This is a genomic window from Marinifilum fragile, from assembly GCF_963677365.1.
GTDB classification, from domain to species: Bacteria; Bacteroidota; Bacteroidia; order Bacteroidales; family Marinifilaceae; genus Marinifilum; species Marinifilum fragile.
Window position 1 is genome coordinate 4417826 of the sequence record NZ_OY781962.1, and the last position, 18937, is coordinate 4436762.

At 36.2% G+C, this 18937-nt stretch carries 16 protein-coding genes; 13 read left to right on the forward strand and 3 right to left on the reverse strand.

Annotated elements, in window-relative coordinates:
• Positions 1 to 20: 20 nt before the first annotated feature.
• The 6 genes from ACKPCA_RS17810 to ACKPCA_RS17835 all read left to right on the forward strand — a co-directional run bounded on the left by ACKPCA_RS17810 (position 21) and on the right by ACKPCA_RS17835 (position 7270).
• Positions 21 to 1235: an N-acetyltransferase gene (locus tag ACKPCA_RS17810; RefSeq protein WP_321280273.1), complete on the forward strand. Its 1215-nt coding sequence runs from the start codon at positions 21 to 23 to the stop codon at positions 1233 to 1235.
• Between the two features lie 87 nt (positions 1236 to 1322).
• On the forward strand, positions 1323 to 1574 hold the full coding sequence (locus ACKPCA_RS17815; protein WP_054722526.1) for a type B 50S ribosomal protein L31: 252 nt from the start codon (positions 1323 to 1325) through the stop codon (positions 1572 to 1574).
• Between the two features lie 180 nt (positions 1575 to 1754).
• Positions 1755 to 2945: a GlmU family protein gene (locus ACKPCA_RS17820; protein ID WP_321280275.1), complete on the forward strand. Its 1191-nt coding sequence runs from the start codon at positions 1755 to 1757 to the stop codon at positions 2943 to 2945.
• 171 nt (positions 2946 to 3116) lie between these two features.
• Entirely contained in the window at positions 3117 to 5570 is a 2454-nt protein-coding gene (gene lon, locus ACKPCA_RS17825; protein WP_321280277.1) for an endopeptidase La, read from the forward strand.
• Positions 5571 to 5703: 133 nt separating this feature from the next.
• On the forward strand, positions 5704 to 6804 hold the full coding sequence (locus tag ACKPCA_RS17830) for an AI-2E family transporter (protein ID WP_054722530.1): 1101 nt from the start codon (positions 5704 to 5706) through the stop codon (positions 6802 to 6804).
• Positions 6805 to 6910: 106 nt separating this feature from the next.
• On the forward strand, positions 6911 to 7270 hold the full coding sequence (locus ACKPCA_RS17835) for a hypothetical protein (protein WP_321280280.1): 360 nt from the start codon (positions 6911 to 6913) through the stop codon (positions 7268 to 7270).
• A gap of 47 nt (positions 7271 to 7317) precedes the next feature.
• On the opposite strand, the gene ACKPCA_RS17840 is transcribed toward ACKPCA_RS17835, so the two are convergent.
• The gene (locus ACKPCA_RS17840) at positions 7318 to 8235 is read right to left on the reverse strand and encodes an NAD-dependent epimerase/dehydratase family protein (protein WP_321280281.1); all 918 of its coding nucleotides are present in this window, start codon (positions 8233 to 8235) and stop codon (positions 7318 to 7320) included.
• 152 nt (positions 8236 to 8387) lie between these two features.
• Here ACKPCA_RS17840 and ACKPCA_RS17845 point away from each other — a divergent pair, with 152 nt between their 5' ends.
• The 7 genes from ACKPCA_RS17845 (at position 8388) to ACKPCA_RS17875 (ending at position 17527) form a co-directional block, all read left to right on the forward strand.
• Complete coding sequence (locus ACKPCA_RS17845) at positions 8388 to 9155, forward strand: TIGR00266 family protein (protein ID WP_054722538.1); 768 nt, start codon at positions 8388 to 8390, stop codon at positions 9153 to 9155.
• 501 nt (positions 9156 to 9656) lie between these two features.
• Positions 9657 to 10808 (forward strand): cytochrome c3 family protein, encoded by a 1152-nt coding sequence (locus tag ACKPCA_RS17850; RefSeq protein WP_083464765.1) that lies wholly within the window; start codon positions 9657 to 9659, stop codon positions 10806 to 10808.
• Between the two features lie 56 nt (positions 10809 to 10864).
• Complete coding sequence (locus ACKPCA_RS17855) at positions 10865 to 13837, forward strand: 4Fe-4S dicluster domain-containing protein (RefSeq protein WP_321280282.1); 2973 nt, start codon at positions 10865 to 10867, stop codon at positions 13835 to 13837.
• A 10-nt stretch (positions 13838 to 13847) separates the two neighbouring features.
• Complete coding sequence (gene nrfD, locus ACKPCA_RS17860; protein WP_321280283.1) at positions 13848 to 15218, forward strand: NrfD/PsrC family molybdoenzyme membrane anchor subunit; 1371 nt, start codon at positions 13848 to 13850, stop codon at positions 15216 to 15218.
• A 4-nt stretch (positions 15219 to 15222) separates the two neighbouring features.
• A complete protein-coding gene (locus ACKPCA_RS17865; RefSeq protein WP_321280284.1) occupies positions 15223 to 15744 on the forward strand; it encodes a DUF3341 domain-containing protein in 522 nt (173 codons plus the stop codon).
• Between the two features lie 19 nt (positions 15745 to 15763).
• Positions 15764 to 16927 carry a hypothetical protein gene (locus ACKPCA_RS17870; protein WP_321280285.1) on the forward strand — a complete coding sequence of 388 codons (1164 nt, stop codon included), beginning with the start codon at positions 15764 to 15766 and terminating at the stop codon, positions 16925 to 16927.
• A gap of 24 nt (positions 16928 to 16951) precedes the next feature.
• A complete protein-coding gene (locus tag ACKPCA_RS17875) occupies positions 16952 to 17527 on the forward strand; it encodes a c-type cytochrome (RefSeq protein ID WP_321280286.1) in 576 nt (191 codons plus the stop codon).
• Between the two features lie 132 nt (positions 17528 to 17659).
• Here ACKPCA_RS17875 and ACKPCA_RS17880 read toward each other — a convergent pair whose 3' ends face one another.
• A complete protein-coding gene (locus ACKPCA_RS17880; protein ID WP_054722552.1) occupies positions 17660 to 17980 on the reverse strand; it encodes a cation transporter in 321 nt (106 codons plus the stop codon).
• Positions 17981 to 18069: 89 nt separating this feature from the next.
• Positions 18070 to 18936, reverse strand: a complete 867-nt coding sequence (locus ACKPCA_RS17885; protein ID WP_321280287.1) for a protoheme IX farnesyltransferase — start codon at positions 18934 to 18936, stop codon at positions 18070 to 18072.
• Between the last annotated feature and the right edge of the window lies 1 nt (position 18937).

Consider the following 18937-nt stretch of genomic DNA (forward strand, 5'->3'; position numbering starts at 1 on the left):
CATTATTTAAGAAGTTTCTTGTGAATATTATTGAAGTTACAAATCAGAAGCATCGCTCAGAGTTTTTAAACCTGGCTGGAAAGCTGTATAAAAATGACTCTAACTATGCTCGTCCGTTAGATGCTGAAATTGAAGGGATTTTTAATCCGGATAATAACTCTTTCTTTTCTCACGGTAAAGCAATTCGTTGGATCCTGCAAGATGAGAAAGGAGATACCATTGGTCGTATCGCTGCTTTTATAAACGAGAAAAAAGCCCATACCTATGACCAACCTACAGGTGGATGTGGATTTTTCGAATGTATCAATGACAAAAAGGCAGCGTTCCTTTTGTTTGATACTGCAAAAAGTTGGCTAAGCGATAATGGCATGGAAGCCATGGATGGTCCGGTTAACTTTGGAGAGAACGACAATCACTGGGGATTATTGGTAGATGGATTCATTCCTCAGGGATATGGAATGCCATATCATCAGAAATATTACAAGGAGTTTTTCGAAGAGTATGGTTTTAAAGTATTCTTTGAACAATATAGCTATCATCTTGACTTAAGAAAGAAATTCCCGGAGCGATTCTGGAAAATAGCTGAGTGGATTGCAAAGAAACCAGGCTTTTCTTTTGAGCATTTCAGATATGATAATGCAGAAAAGTATGTACAGGATATTATTGCGGTATACAATGAAGCCTGGAAATTTCATGATAATTTTTCACCAATAGATCCTGAAGATCTTAGAAAGATTGCCAGAGAAGGGAAAGGAGTGATTGAAGAGGAATTCATTTGGTTTGCCTATCATGAAGGAAAACCAATTGCGTTTTTTGTTGCGATGCCTGATATCAATCAGATCCTAATAAAGATGAATGGGAAATTTAACCTCTGGAACAAGTTAAAGTTCTTGTATTATCTAAAAAGAAAAACAATTACTCGAGCTCGTATTACGATTATGGGAGTTGTGCCGAAATATCAAAGATTTGGTGTTGAATCGGCAATTTTCTGGCATATGGACAAAGTGATGCAACGCAAACCACATTACAATGAACTGGAACTGTCGTGGGTTGGAGATTTTAATCCGAAAATGATTTCCATTTACGAATCGGTTGGTGGGGTTAAAATGAAGACTCATTTCACTTACAGATATCTTTTCGATCCAAATAAGCCTTTTCATCGAACACCTATTATCCCTCTGGAAAACAGAGGAGATAAGGCGAAGAGGAAAAAAGCGAAGGAAAGTGCAGAATAATTAAATAATTCTTTGCAAAATAAATTACAATATCTACCTTTGCACTCCATTGGAAGAAGATTATAAGAAATTTAAAGGATATTTAAAATGAAAAAGGGAATACATCCGGAAAACTACCGTTTGGTAGCTTTTAAAGACATGTCTAACGAAACTGTTTTTTTAGCGAAGTCTACTGCTAACACTAAAGAAACTATCGAATTTGAAGGCGTTGAGTACCCATTGGTAAAATTAGAGATCTCTAATACATCTCACCCATTCTATACTGGTAAGATGACTTTGGTAGATACTGCTGGACGTGTAGACAAGTTCATGAACCGTTACAAGAAGTTCAAGAAGTAAGATCAAAAATTACTATAGAAAAAAAGCTCCGATATTCGGAGCTTTTTTTTTGTGCAGATTTCTGAGCGAAGAATTGCTATGTATTATTAAAGCAAGTTATTCAACTCTTTTTTTGTATTTTTGACCATACATAAAATTTGAAACACACGAATCCTTTCAGGATTTACTATTACTACTGCAATGAATTATATTCTTTTTGATGATGGAGCATGGAACGAATTGCTTCCCCTTACATTTACTCGTCCTGTTTCCGAAGTTCGCATCGGGATTACTACCATACGCGAGAAATGGGAACGCTTATTAAATGCTGAATGTAGCTTTTTAACTCAAGAGTATTTGAGCGAAAAATATCCTTTGCAAAAAGAGGATACGAACATTTTAATCAATGGATCTGTTATAGCAAATAAGGAATTGATTGATGCTATTCAGAATTTAAAGGATGGAGATTTCTTAATCGCAAATGATATTGTGATTGCAGCTTGCTTAAATGCAGATGAGATCGCACTGGTACAAAAAGAGAAATTAGAAGATGTGAATACCATCGAATTCTCAGGAGAATTTGATCGAATTCACAAAACCTACGATATTTTCTCATTAAACGATAAAATCCTTCGTCAGGATTTTGCTTTGCTTACCGATGGAAGAGAATCTCAAACCATTTCGGATACGGTGAATGTGTTGGGCAAGGAGAATATTTTTATTGAAGAAGGAGCAACAATTGAATTTGCCACCTTAAATGCACAAGAAGGACCAATTTATATTGGTAAAGATGCTGTGATCATGGAAGGTGTTTTGGTTAGAGGACCTTTGGCAATGTGCGAACATGCAGAGCTTAAATTGGGAGCAAAAGTATACGGCGCAACAACACTTGGCCCTTATTGTAAGTGTGGAGGAGAATTGAATAATGTGGTATTGTTTGGTTATTCAAGCAAAGCACATGATGGTTTCTTGGGTAATGCGGTTCTTGGCGAATGGTGTAATATTGGAGCAGATACCAATAATTCTAACCTGAAGAACAATTATTCGCAGGTTAAACTATGGAACTATGTAACTGAGAATTTTGCAAGAACAGGTCTACAGTTTTGTGGCACCATAATGGGTGATCATTCCAAACTTGGAATCAATACCATGCTAAATACAGGTACAGTAATTGGGGTGAGTGCAAATGTATTTGGCTCGGGTTTCCCTCGCAATTTTATTCCGTCCTTCTCTATGGGAGGAAATCATGGATTTAAAGAGTATCGTTTAAATGCAACCTTTGAGGTTGCCGATTTGGTTATGAAACGCAGGGGAAAGGAATTTGATGATGTAGAAAAGAGGATTCTGTCTCACATTTTTGAAGTGACGAAAGACTATAGAAAATCATTTTAGAGAATAAAAGAAGAGTCCTTACAAATAATCGTGAGGACTTTTTTGTTTGGCACAGGGATTGCCAAGTACATAGCAGCAAATTTTTTTTTAGAGGAAGCGACATTTTGTCACATCAGTTTAATAAAAACTTACTTCCTTTACAGATATAATGTAAGAAAGGCAGACGAGATAATGAGTAGTAAGATAGAATTCAATATTAGTGATATAGTTTTGTCGAATATGATGGATGAAGATTCGGATTTTATTCCAATTATAACCGATGAGGATGAGAGTGCATTGGATGAGTTGCAGGTGCCTGACACTTTGCCAATACTACCTCTTCGAAATACAGTTTTATTTCCAGGAGTTGTAATTCCAATTTCTGTTGGTAGAGAAAAATCGTTGAAGTTGGTTCGCGAGGTTTATAACAACAAAGGAATGTTGGGTGCAGCTTCTCAAATGGATTTGAATGTTGAAGAACCACACTTCGAGGATATCAATAAAATTGGTACCGTGGCTCAAATTATCAAGATTCTTGAAATGCCTGATGGGACCACTACGGTAATTCTTCAGGGTAAAAAACGTTTCGAGCTTGAAGCGATTATTAGTGAAGAACCATTTCATGTAGGTCGTATCAGAACAATTAAGGATCAGCGACCTGAGGTTGAAGATAACGAGTACAAAGCTTTGGTTTCTTCGGTTAAGGACATTGCCATAAAGGTAATTAAGTTATCACCTCAAATTCCTAACGAGGCTTCATTTGCAATTAAGAACATCGAAGGTTCATCGTTCTTGATCAACTTTATTTCTAGTAACTCAGAAATAAAACATAGTCAGAAGCAAAGATTGCTTGAGTTTGATAATATTCGCGATAGGGCAATGAAACTTCTTGAATATTTGGTTCGTGAAGTTCAGGTTTTGGAGTTGAAAGATGATATTCAGTCGAAAGTGAAGACTGATATGGATCAGCAGCAAAGAGAATACTTGTTGCACCAGCAAATGAAAACCATTCAGGATGAATTGGGCGGAAGTCCAAACGATCAGGATGTCATGGAGCTGGAAGAAAAAGCCGAGGATAAGAACTGGTCTGAAGAAGTAGCTAATACATTTGAGAAAGAGTTAAAGAAACTGCAAAGATTGAATCCAGCTGCAGCTGAGTATTCAGTTCAGTTGAATTATTTACAGGAATTATTGGATTTACCTTGGAATGAATATACCGAGGATAATTTCGATTTAAAGCATGCTCAGAAAGTTCTGGATAATGATCACTTTGGCTTGGAGAAAGTAAAAGATCGTATCATTGAGCACTTGGCAGTGCTTAAGTTGAAAGGTGATTTGAAATCTCCAATTTTATGTCTTTACGGACCTCCGGGGGTTGGTAAAACATCATTGGGAAAATCGATTGCTGAATCTTTGAACAGAAAGTATGTCAGAATGTCTTTGGGTGGATTGCACGATGAATCAGAAATCCGTGGACACAGAAAAACATATATTGGTGCAATGCCAGGACGTATCATTCAAGGCATGAAGAAAGCCGGATCATCGAATCCTGTATTCATATTGGATGAGATCGATAAGGTAGGTAGTGATTTTAGAGGAGACCCATCTTCTGCATTGCTTGAGGTATTGGATCCAGAGCAAAACAATGCTTTCCACGATAATTTCCTTGAGGTAGATTACGATTTATCGAAAGTGATGTTTGTTGCAACTGCGAATAATGTTGGATCTATTTCTGCACCACTTCGCGACCGTATGGAAATGATTGATGTTAGTGGATACATTCAGGAAGAGAAAGTTGAAATTGCTCGACGTCACCTGATTCCTAAGCAAATGGAAAATCATGGAATTACCTCAGATCACATTAAAATATCGAAAGAGGTAATTGCTGAGGTGGTTGATAAATATACTCGTGAATCTGGTGTTCGTGCATTAGATCAACGTATTGCTAAAATTATGCGTAGAGTGGCTCGTAAGGTTGCCATGGATGAAAAATACGATATCAATCTTAAAACAGAAGATTTGAAGGAGTATTTGGGAGCAGAAATGTTCAACCGTGAGAAGTATCAGGGCAACGATTATGCTGGTGTTGTTACTGGTTTGGCTTGGACATCGGTAGGAGGAGAAATCCTATTTATTGAATCAAGTCTTTCTGCAGGTAAAGGAAAATTGACCTTAACAGGAAATCTTGGTGATGTAATGAAAGAGTCTGCATTGTTGGCTCAGGAATACTTGCATGCACACTGTGATTCTTTGGACATTAAGAAAGAAGCCTTTGATGAGTGGAATCTTCATGTTCACGTTCCTGAAGGAGCAATTCCAAAAGATGGACCATCAGCAGGTGTAACCATGGTAACAGCAATGGCTTCAGCATTTACACAGCGTAAAGTGAAGAAAAATCTTGCTATGACTGGTGAGATTACCTTACGAGGTAAAGTGTTACCAGTTGGTGGAATTAAGGAAAAAATCCTTGCAGCCAAGCGTGCTGGAATTAAGGAGATTATTCTTTGTAACCAGAATAAGAAAGATATCGAAGAAATTAAGGATGTTTACTTAAAAGGATTAAAATTCCATTTTGTAGATGAGATTATGGAAGTTCTTGATATTGCTTTAATGAAGCAGAAAGTTAAGAACCCGCTGAAAATATAATCAGGATAAGAATTAAAATAAAGGCTCTCAAATCGAGAGCCTTTTTCTTTTTTAGACCTTTGTGTCATAAAAATTCTTACTTTTAAGTTCGGTTATTCCTTACTGATATTACACATTTAATTGCTTTTCAAGAATGAACGGAAAAGGGAAATATATTTTGGTAGCCATTGGTCTAATCATATTAGGCATAATGGTTTGGTATTTTAGTAATATTGTTACTTACATTTTAATTTCGGTAGTATTATCTTTTATTGGTCGACCTGTTGTTGATTTTTTAAACAAGGTAAAAATCAAGAAATGGACCTGCCCACCTGCTTTATCTGCAGGAATTACCTTGATATTACTTTGGTTTGTAATGGTAATATTTTTCCGAACCTTTATCCCAATGGTTGCTGATCAGGCCGAAGAATTATCTACCATAGATGTAAATGCGGCAGCTCGCAGTTTGGAAGAACCTATTAAAAATCTCGAAACATTAATTGCAAAATATTCTGCGGAAGGAGACAATTTTAACCTGAAAGCTGTTGTAATTGATAATTTTACCTCTTTTGTAAAGATTTCTGATGTGTCATCGATATTTGGATCTCTGGCAGGTACATTGGGAAACATATTTATTGCGCTCTTCTCCATTTCATTCATTACCTTTTTCTTTTTAAAGGATAGCAGTTTGTTTACCAGTGGTGTAGTTTTAATGGTGCCAGCAAAACACGAAGAAGGGGTACTTCATGTATTGGACTCAATTAAAAACCTACTGATGCGTTACTTTGTGGGGTTATTCTTTGAAGTAATATTGGTTGGATTTCTTGTTACCATTGGCTTGAGTATAGTTGGTTTGCCTTTTGGAACTGCAGTGGTAATTGGGCTTTTTGCAGGAATAATGAATGTGATTCCTTACATTGGGCCAATAATTGGAGCCATATTCGGAATGATTATAGGAATTGCAACCAATATACATGCTGATTTTTATGCTGAAATTTTACCATTGCTTGGATATATGGCATTGGTTTTTGCTTGTGTTCAAATTATCGATAACGTTTTGTTCCAACCCTTAATTTATTCCAATAGTGTGAATGCACATCCACTGGAAATTTTCATTGTAATTATTATGGCAGGAAGTATGGCAGGAATTATTGGAATGATGCTGGCAATACCATCTTACACGATTATGCGTGTGATTGCTAAAGAGTTCTTTAATCAATATCGATTTGTAAAGAAATTAACACAGAATATTTAATTATAGAAATATGAAAATCAGAATACTAATTATTAATTTTTTTCTTCTTACTAGTCTGCTTACTTGCATGTCTTCTTGTGATACAGAAAGCATGAAAAAGGTTTCAATGGATAAATTCATAGGAACCTGGGAATTAAAAGGAAGATCGATGCTAGAAGGTATCAGGATCGAGATAAAGAAAACCGATTCAGGAAGTTTAATTGGTAAAGTTGTTGAGATAAACGATAATAAGTATGTAAGATTTTTTGTGGAACCAAACGAGACATGGGTTATTAATATTAAAAGGTCTTCAAATTCACAGTTTAGATTAACAGAGAAGAAAATAGGAAGTGCATTATTTGCTACTTATGGATTGGGGACTAATAAGGAATTTAAAGTTGAGTTTATAAATAATGACACAATAGGATTAGGATCAGACTCTAAAGATCCTGAAAAATCAACAATACAATATTTAAGAGTTAAATAACAAACAAGGATAATTCTATAGAATCATCCTTGTTTACTAATGACATTTTAAATACTGGAAGTTTCAAAGTGATTTTTCAAAACAATCATTTCTTCTTCAAAACTTAACTTTTCTCCATTGTATAATTTCATGATTCGTTCATCAATTTTCACTATTTGCTGTGGTAATTCCAGATGTTGATTGGTGAAATTCATTTCTATATTAGGATGATTCTTTTGAATATTTTCCACCAATTCCATAACCGATTTATTATACTCTACCAAATTATAAACTCCAGAATCTAATCTTCCGCCCAACAAATTATCCAGAATGTTTGTTGTTTTGTCAAGAGAAATAAAGGGTAGTTTCTGATTGCCACTGCCGTGAATCGATATTTTGCCAACAAAATGGGAATCGAACAATAGGCTATTTAGAATGCCCTTCATTTTCATGCTTACACCATAACCAAATACATTTCCTAAGCGAATAATTTGGGTGTTGATTTTAGGCATAATCCGCTCTACATGTTGTTCGCCTCGTAACTTCGAATTACCAAGCGATGAAGTTGGTTCCAACATGGAATAAACATCATATTCTTGGTTGGAATAACCATATACCTCAGTTGAACTCAGATAAACAAATTGTTTAACATTACTTTCTTCTACAGCATAAATCAATTCGGCAGTTCCCCAATTATTCACTTGCTCGTGTATCTGGTGCAGCTTTTCATCATTTGTATTCTCCGCTGCTAAATGGTATACTACATCAACCTCTTTTATTAAACTGTCAAGTGTTCTCGAATCTAAAAGTTCACCCTTTACAAACTTTACCTTTCCAGGCTTAATTTGAGAATGAAGGAACAGGTTGTAATTATCCTTACTTAAATTATCCAATACGGTAATATGGCTTACTTTAGGATTTTGATTCAATTTTCGACACAGTTCGGTACCTATATATCCGGCTCCTCCGGTAATTAAAACTTTCATGACAGCAATATTTAGTTATTAAAAGCCTATTAAAGTTACAGATTATCTTGCTTTACTGCCAAATAAGTATTGCTTCTCTTTAAACTCAATAAAATTTGATATCCATGAAGAAAGATTTTGTGTAATAATCTGTTAACTTTAAAAGAAAAAATATGAGATCACACGAAATTGATTATAAGATTAAAGGACACGATATCCAATTGGTAGAAATTGAGTTGGATCCGAACGAAACGGTAATTGCCGAAGCTGGGGCGATGCTTTACATGAAAGAAGGCATTGAGTTTGAAGCAAAAATGGGTGATGGTTCTGAACCTGATAAAGGCTTGTTCGGAAAGTTATTAAGTGCCGCATCAAGAAAAATAACTGGCGAATCTATTTTTATCACTCACTTTACTCATCATGGAGTGGGAAAGAGTCATGTAGCGTTTGCGGCTCCATACCCGGGAACTATTGTTCCTTTGGATTTGGAAAAGTTGGGAGGATCGGTAATAGTTCAGCGAGATGCATTTTTATGTGCTGCATTGGGAACAAAAATTAGTATGCATTTCAATCGTAAGCTTGGATCTGGTTTTTTTGGAGGAGAAGGATTTATTCTGCAAAAACTACAGGGAGATGGTATGGCTTTTATTCATGCAGGAGGTACTTTAATAGAGCATGAGCTGAACGGAGAAACACTTCGCGTGGATACCGGCTGTGTAGTTGGTTATCAGGAAGGAGTAAATTTTGATATTCAGCAATCAGGAGGATTGAAATCGATGCTGTTTGGTGGAGAAGGTCTTTTTCTTGCAACTCTTAGTGGAAGAGGAAAAGTTTGGATTCAATCTATGCCAATTCGTAAGTTGGTGAACCAGCTAAGCACAGGAGGACCAAATGCTTCGAAAGAGAGTAGTGGGGGAATTTTAGACTCATTACTGGAGTAATAAAAAGTGGTAGGTACCATTTATAAAAGTAGTACCTACAACTTGAACAAGTTCTAGGTACAACATTTAAAAGTGCTAGGCAGAACATTGAAAAGTTCCAAGTACGACCTTTAAAGGTTTAAGAAATTCAGGCATTAGATGCTTCATGTTAATGAGGCATCTTTTTGTTTGTAGCCGTTTTTAAACACAAAAATTATTTAGAAACTGGTTTTTTAAATTTTTTTTGAAATTCAGGGATTCTTAGGAAACACTAATAAAAGACACTGCAGTCTTTTATTATCATGCTAATTATTGCAGTTTGTTATGTGAAAAGGCTGTGATTTAATAGTTTAAATTGTTATATTTGGTAGAGAGCGAGTCATTTAGAAAAAGATTCGCCTGGATTGTTTCTTGAAATGTTGATGAATTGTAGGGGGGAGAGAAGAGCAGAAACAATCATTTTGACATTGCACGATTGCGAATTGCTATAATATAACCTTATCTGTAATTAATGCCTGACCTATGAGTAAACCCTACAGATTAACATGTGCCTTGTTCATATTTATTTTGCAGCTTGCCCCATTTCAAATTCTTGCTAGTGAGGCCGATTCTACAATAAAAGATGATCATTCCAGTCATTTTGATTACTTTTTAAATAGTGAAAAGAGAGGCGAAAGATTGTTTAAAGGATTAACGAGAACTCCTGTGGAGTGGCAATCTTGTGTTTCATGTCACAATATCAATTACATCGATACATTAAACTGGAATCCTTCTGCCAAAGACATTGCAGGAACTTTTGCTAATAAATCCATTGATGAATTTCGCTCGGTTTTAATGTCTCCATTGGGAAAAAAAATGGAAAAGTCTCATAAAGACTATTCCTTTTCTGATGAGGAGTTGGGATATATTAAATCCTATTTACAGAAGTTGAATAACAGCGTTCTTTATGAAACAAAACCAAAAGTGAACAACCTAATTTTGTTTTTCTTTTTAGGTGCATTAATCACATTGGCTTTGGTGGATCTTTTCTTTACGAAGAAAATCAAGTATAAAATTATTCCTGTACTGATTTTTATTTTTGCGTTTGGTTACCAGATTCAGATGCTTGCCGAAGGTGCGATGGCTCTTGGAAGAAAGCAAAATTATGCCCCTATTCAGCCAATTAAATTCTCGCATAAAATACATGCTACTGATAACAAAATAGATTGTCGATATTGTCACACTACCGTTGATGAAAGTAAATCGGCAGGAATACCTCATGTGAACCTATGCCTCAATTGCCATTTAATTGTGCGTGAGGGAACCAACTCAGGAAAGTTTGAAATTAATAAGATTCATGCTGCCATTGAAAATAACACCTCTGTTGAATGGATTCGCATTCATCAACTTCCGGATCATGTTTTCTTTAGTCATGCTCAACATGCTAATGTTGGGAAAAGAGATTGCCAGGAATGTCATGGAGTAGTCGAGGAAATGCATGTGCTGAAACAGGTCGAAGATCTTTCTATGGGGTGGTGTTTGGATTGTCATGATAAAACAGCAGTTGATTTTCGCGAAAATGGATACTATTCTGAATCATTCAAAGAGCTACACGAGCAACTTACCTCGGGAGCAATAGATAGTGTTAGAGTAACGGATATCGGAGGAAGGGAGTGTGCTCGTTGTCATTACTAGAGGACTTAGGGCAAAACTTAACCATCTAATTTGTATCACTTGATAATCGTTTACCTATGAAGAAATATTGGAAAAGCCTTACTGAACTTAAAAATAAAGAAAACTCTATTTCGGATCAACCTATGCCAAAAGGAAATCTGGAGCAGATCTTAGATATTTTCGACAAGAATGAAAATGGTTCCAAAAGCAACCGACGCGATTTTTTGAAACTTTGTGGATACAGTCTTGCCATTAGTACAGTGGTAGCTAGCTGCGAAAACTCAGTTCAGAAAGCCATTCCTTACCTGATTAAGCCTGAGGAGATAACACCAGGCAAAGCCAACTATTATGCTTCCAGCTTTGCAAAAGGAAGTGATTTTTGTAGCATTTTAATTAAAACCCGGGTGGGAAGACCAATTAAGATTGAGGGGAATGATTTGTCAACAGTTACCAATGGAGGAACCAGTTCAAGGGTACAAGCTTCGGTTTTAGATTTATATGATACGAGTCGTTATAAGAATCCACAGAAAGAAAACGAAAAGTTATTGTGGGAGGAACTGGATGAATTTGTTAGAAAGGAGCTAAATCGTTTAAAAAATGCCAATGAGGAAGTTGTATTGCTTACTTCGAGTGTTTATAGTCCAAGCACAATAAGTGTTATTCAAAAGTTTATTGCCCAATATCCAAATGTAAAATGGGTACAGTACGACAGTCAATCACATTCCGCACTGATTCAAGCTAACAAAATGTGCTTTGGCAAAGCTGGTATTGCCGATTATCGATTTGATTATGCCGATATGATTGTAAGTTTTGATGCAGATTTTCTTGGCACATGGCTTATGCCGGTTGAGTATATCAGACAGTATACAAAAAAGAGAAAACTGAGTGATGGCAATACTTCTATGTCTCAACATATACAATTAGAATCCAGGTTGTCACTTACGGGCAGTAATGCCGATAAAAGGATTCCTGTAAAACCTTCTGAGCAAAAACTCCTGCTTACACAGCTCTACAATGAGATATTAAAATTGGCAGGCAAGGATACTTACACAGTTCTAAATACATACGGTGACATGCAAGGCATAGCCAAAGATCTGTGGTCTCACAAAGGCAAATCTCTAGTGATATCAGGATCTAATGATGTAAACGTTCAGCTAATCGTTAATGCGATAAATTATGAATTGGAAAATTATGGATCAACACTAAGATTTGAGAAGCAGCTGAAAACTTCAAAAGCAATAGATTCAGACATGAAGAATTTGCTTGGAGATATGAAAGCAGGTAAGGTTAAAGCTTTACTAACTTATGGTGTAAATCCTGTTTTCGATTACCATAAAGGTGACGAATTTGCTTTAGCACTAAAAAAAATAGGATTTACGATTGCCTTGGATGAGGTGCCAAATGAAACGACATCTTTAATGAAATTTGTTGCTCCTGATAATCACTATTTGGAAAGTTGGAATGATTTTGAGCCTAAGGCCAATCGGTACAGTTTAATGCAACCTGGAATTCGACCTCTATTTAATACAAGACAATTTCAGTCGTCACTATTAAGCTGGATTGGAGAAGATCCAGACTATTTGAAATTCATAAAAGCCTATTGGGAAAAGAATTTTTTCCCGATGCAAAATACTTATCCGAACTTTGTTACTTATTGGAACCATACTTTACAACTAGGAGTATTCGAACCAAATCTAAAATCAGTTTCCGATACCAAGTTTAATTATGGTGGAATAAATAATATTCTTGATGAGCTTGCCAAACAGCCAAAGAGTAAAGGAATAGAGTTACAGGTTTATGAATCAATAGCCATTGGAGATGGTAGGATGGCCAATAATCCTTGGTTACAGGAAATGCCAGATCCGATAAGTAAAATCTGTTGGGACAATTACTTGTGTATCTCTCCAAAATTAGCCAGTGAATTGATGATGGAAACTGGTGATGTTGTTGAGGTAAATTCAAAAGTGAAACTTCCTGTTTATGTATTGCCTGGACAAGCTTATAATACCGTTGCAGTTGCTAAAGGTTATGGACGCCAGGTTTGTGGTATTGTAGGAAAGAATGTTGGTGTAAATGTAAATTCTCTACATAATTCAAGTGTCGATTTTATTGACAATGTGAACCTAATAAAAACGGGAGAGAAGTACGATTTGGCCATGACTCAGACACATCATTCGATGGAGGGCAGAGCCATAGTTAGGGAAGCAGACTTGGAAGAGTATAAAAAGAATCCTGCGGCTGGGAATGAATCGCATCATACCTATGAAAATGCAAGTATTTACGAAAAACCAAAGTTCCCAAATCATCATTGGGGATTGGTTGTAGATTTAAACTCCTGCGTTGGATGCGGGGCCTGTTCAATAGCATGTCAGGCAGAAAATAATGTTCCTGTAGTTGGGAAAAAGGAAGTAATTCGTGCCCACGAAATGTCATGGATTAGAATAGATAGATATTTTTCGGGAGATGAATTTAATCCGGATGTATCCTTCCAACCAGTAATGTGCCAACATTGCGATAATGCACCTTGCGAAAATGTTTGTCCGGTAGCAGCTACCAGTCATAGCAGCGAAGGCTTAAATCAAATGGCATACAATCGTTGTATTGGTACCAGATATTGCGGAAACAACTGTCCGTATAAGGTGCGCCGATTCAATTGGTTTGACTTTACCAAAGCAGATTCGATTCCGAACAATCTTCATGATGTGGCTGAAATGACTATTGATTTAAAGAGGATGGTGTTGAATCCTGATGTAACAGTTAGAGCCAAAGGTGTAATTGAAAAATGCTCTTTATGTGTTCAAAGAATTCAGGAAGGGAAACTGAATGCGAAAATTAAAGGCAGAAAAGTGAAAGATGGAGAAATCAAAACTGCCTGTGAGCAGGCATGTCCTTCTGGAGCAATCATTTTTGGTGATTTAAATGACAAAGAAAGTAAATTGGTAAAAGAAACCTCAAGCAAGAGAAACTACCATTTACTGGAAGAGATTCACACTTTACCATCGGTAAGCTATTTGACAAAGATTAGAAATAAAAAAATGAACCACTCATAAATCCACGCTTATGTATGTGTCGCCTATAAGAGAGCCCCTTGTAACAGGGGACAAGACCTACAAGAAAATAACGGACGAAATATCCGCTCCTATTGAAGGTAAGCCTGGTAAAGCATGGTATGCAGGTATCACTTTAACTGTTTCTGCTTTACTATTTGGACTGGCTATGATGGGATATACCATTTGGAATGGAATAGGAACCTGGGGACTAAATAAAACCATTGGTTGGGGATGGGGGATTACCAACTTTGTATGGTGGGTTGGTATTGGTCATGCTGGTACTTTTATTTCGGCAATTTTACTATTGTTCCGTCAAAAATGGAGAACCAGTATCAATCGTTCCGCAGAGGCAATGACTTTGTTTGCAGTAATGTGTGCAGGATTGTTTCCATTAATTCACATGGGACGACCTTTACTGGGATTTTTCGTTTTCCCTTATCCAAATACGCGTGGACTTTGGGTGAATTTTAACTCTCCTTTATTGTGGGATGTTTTTGCCATTAGCACATACTTTACAGTGTCATTGTTATTCTGGTATGTTGGTTTGATTCCTGATATTGGAACAATTCGTGATAGAATAAAATCTAAATTCAAGAAATGGATATACGGACTGTTGAGCTTTGGTTGGACAGGATCAGCAAAACACTGGCAGCGACACGAATCAATCAGTTTGATTTTGGCAGGTTTGGCAGCACCCTTGGTATTATCTGTTCATAGTATTGTAAGTACCGATTTTGCTACCTCGGTGATACCTGGCTGGCATACAACCATATTTCCACCCTATTTTGTTGCGGGGGCCATCTTTTCTGGTTTTGCCATGGTATTAACCTTGCTGATAATAACCAGAAAGGTTTTAAATCTTGAGAATTATATTACCGTCGGTCATATCGAATCGATGAATAAGATCATTATAGCAACTGGTTCAATTGTTGGTATTGCTTATATCACCGAGCTGTTTATTGCATGGTACTCGGGAGTAGAATATGAGCAATATGCATTCCTAAATCGTGCAACAGGACCATATTGGTGGGCTTACTGGATTATGATGACATGTAATGTGATTTCGCCACAATTGTTATGGATTAAGAAACTTAGGCGTAATCTTGTTTTTACTTTCATTCTATCTATTTTCATCAATATTGGAATGTGGTTCGAGCGATTTGTAATCATTGTAACCTCTCTTCACCGTGATTATTTACCATCAAGCTGGTCGATGTATGAACCAACTATAGTGGAAGTCGGAATTTTTATCGGAACACTTGGTTTGTTCTTTACCTGCTTTCTTTTGTTCATTCGAGTATTTCCGGTGATTGCCATTGCCGAAGTGAAGAGTGTATTGAAGAGCTCAGGAGACAAGAAAGATAAATCTGAAAAACATTAGTGACATGAGGAGATATATTTCAGCATATTTCGAGGATGAGGAGAATCTTTTAAGGGCAGCAAAGGACTTAAAAGAGAAGCAAGTTTCCATACAAGATGTTTTGACACCTTTCCCAATTCATGGTTTGGATTCAATTTTAGGATTTAAACGGTCGAATATACCTACGGTAGGTTTTATTTCGGGAGCCATTGGTTGTATTTTGGCCTTTGGTTTTCAGGCCTGGGCATTTATTGTAGATTATCCTTTATTTATTGGTGGGAAGCCACATTTTGCAATACCATCCTTTATTCCTATAACTTTTGAGTTAACGGTCCTGTTTGCTTCATTTGGGATGGTTTTCGCATTCCTGATTCGTTCTAAGTTAGGACCTGGCGCCAATAATCCGATACACGATGAAAGAATTACAGATGATCGTTTCATGATCATTATTGATTTGGATGAGGATGGAAATCAGGATGAGATGGTAAATGAAATCCTGGCTAAGGAAGAAGCCCGAGAAATAAAAGTGAAAGAGATTGAGAAATAATCTTCAAAATCATACCAAGATGGAAGACAAATATATTTTAAAGCGAAAAACACAATATGGAATTTTATCCATAGCGGGCGTTGGGATTCTCTTGCTGATTTTGGGCTATTTTATCGAATCGCCCAACAGACAAGAGCTATGGGCCAATGTTTTGATCAATAACTTGTATTTCTTGTTTATAGCGCTTTTTGGAGGAGTTTTCTTGGCTCTCCATAAAATTGCATATGCAGGTTGGTATACGGCTTTAAAGCGGATTCCTGAAGCATTAACCAAATTCTTACCCATATCGGCAGTATTAATGTTTCTGGTCTATTTTGGAATGCACGACTTGTATCACTGGACTCACGAAGGCTTACATGATCCAATTCTAGAAGGAAAAGCAGCTTACCTAAACGTTCCATTCTTTTTTGCTCGTATGGCATTTTATTTTCTAGGATGGATTGGTTTAACCTATCTGTTAAGAAAGAATACACTACATCAGGACTTAAATCCAGATTTGAAATATCATAAAAGGGGAAAAATATTGGCTGCTTTGTTCATGGTATTTTTTGCCATAACCAGCTCAACCATGAGCTGGGATTGGATCATGTCCATTGATGCACATTGGTTTAGTACCTTGTTTGGCTGGTTTATTTTTATCGGAATGTTTGTGTGCGGAATCGCAACAATTATATTACTGATTGCATTCTTGAAAGCACAGGGATATTTGGAATATATCAACAAGGAACATATTCATGATATGGGGAAATACCTGTTTGCTTTCAGTATTTTCTGGATGTATTTGTGGTTCTCCCAATACCTTTTGATTTGGTATAGTCACATTCCTGAGGAAACGGCATACTTTGCTCCACGATTAAAGGATCACACGGTTCTATTTTTTACAGTGCTTATTATCAATTTCTTGTTCCCGTTTTTGGCATTAATGACAAGAGATTCGAAACGAAATTTGAAATGGTTAAGTTTCGTGGCAATCATTGTATTGATTGGTCACTGGTTGAATATTTATATGCTTGTGATTCCGGGAACCATAGGAAATGAAGCACAGATTGGCTTAGTGGAAATAGGATTCGCAGCCTTGTATCTGGGAGGATTCTTGTATGTGGTATTAGCTTCATTGACCAAAACACCATTGTTGGTTAAAAATGATCCTTTACTCAAAGAAAGTTTTCATTATGAAACTTGATTTAATCACTTTAATAAATTGATTATGAGAAAAAAAACATACATATCGGTTTTTGTGCTTTTGTTAGCAGGCATAATGACTTCTTGTGATAAGGATAACAATCATCCTGGGTATTCTTATTTTCCTGATATGCAACTGTCCAGAGCTTATGAGGCTTATTCATCAAATCCGAATTTTGCTGATGGAAAAACATTAAGATTACCGGCTGAAGGAACTATTCCGCGAGAGATGATTCCATATGAATTTGAGAAAACACCAGAAAATAGAATTTGGGCAGGACAGAATGTTATTAATATGGTTGAAATGACAAGCGAAGATGTGGAAAGAGGAAAGGAACTCTTTACAATTTTCTGTATCAACTGTCATGGTGAAAAGGGAGATGGAAAAGGATTTTTATATACAAGTGGGAAATATCCTTTTGCACCCAAAAATTTAACTACTGATATTTTAAAAAAGACTCCCAGAGGAGAATTTTTTCATGTGATTACTGTAGGATTTGGAGTAATGGGAGCCCACGGCCCACAAATTAAGCCTGAAGATCGCTGGAAGATTATTGAGTACATCAAAGTGGAGCTTCAAGGAAATGAAATTGGACAATAGGAATTTTGCCGCATAAAAAAGAGACATTTCATCTCAGATGTCTCTTTTTTATGAAAGTCTTGAAAGTAAGAATGGTAAAAAGTAGAAAAATCTTGTAATTCTACATTCACAAAATAGCACTTACAAAAACTTTTATTCATTAACAGTATAGCCTACCGTTTCAATTTTTTGTGCAATCTCTTCACGGTTAACTTTATCTTTTTCAACCATAATGGTTACCTTATTGTTTTTATAAGAAGCTTTTACCTCTTTAACCCCATCTAGTTGTTTTAATCCATTTATTACAGTGTTTTCGCAACCAGTACATGTCATACCTGTAACATCAAATTCCATTTTCTGGTATTCTACAACTTGGCTAGCTGTTGCCTCTTCAGGTTTCTCCGATTTTTTTGTATTCGACTGACATGCTGCAAATAATCCCAACGTCAGTATTAGAATTAATATTTTCTTCATCGTATTTTGGTTTAGTTGATTTATAAATTTAATTAGTATAGGTGTAAAAGTCTAGTAAATAATTACTAATAACATTTTAGTAACAGATTCTAAAAATACAATCGGTCGATACTGATCATGATCATGACCAGTAAAAAGTACAGATTGAGTCTAAGGAATAACTTTTTAATGTTCAATCGTTCATCTTTCTTCAATAAAATAAAACTGTTTGGTATGATCCATAAGGAAAGAAATAATAAAGACCAAATTAGAATTGGAGATGAAATCACTCTAAATATCGGAAGTAATAAGGCTACAACTATGGTTGACAACATCCAAATCAGAGTGATTTTTCGAATCTGACTAAAAGTGAATACATCAATCAGCACTTTAAAACCTGCTTGTTTATAATCTTCGCCATATAGCATCAATAAAAGCCAAAAATGTGGAATCTGGCCTATAAAAAAGAAGAAGGAGAGAGCCAAAATTGGAGGAGCCAGTAAATCACCTCCTGCAGCTACCCAACCTATCCAAGGAGGAAAAGCTCCGCTTAAAGCACCAGGAACTACGGCAAAAGCTGTAAATTGTTTTAAGGGTGTGTATACCAAATTGTACCAGAAAATAGAAAGGATAGCAATCCATAAACTGGAAATATTTCCACCCCAGGCAAGAAATGCACAACCTGTTAAAAGAAATAGTACACTCCATCTTACTGCTTCGGAAATGCTAATTTTTCCCGACGGAATAGGCCTGAATTTAGTCCTTTTCATTAAAGCATCTTTCTTGTATTCCTGTATATGATTCAAAGCTGAAGCTCCCATTACAATCAAAAATATGCCAAAAACAACATGAAACATTTGCCAGGAAATTTCAGGAGTATAAAGAATAAAACCTGTAAAACACGATATGGCTATTGGTACTGCTATTTTAACTTTCCCTAATTCCAGTATGACTGCTATTTTTGCTTGTATGTTCATA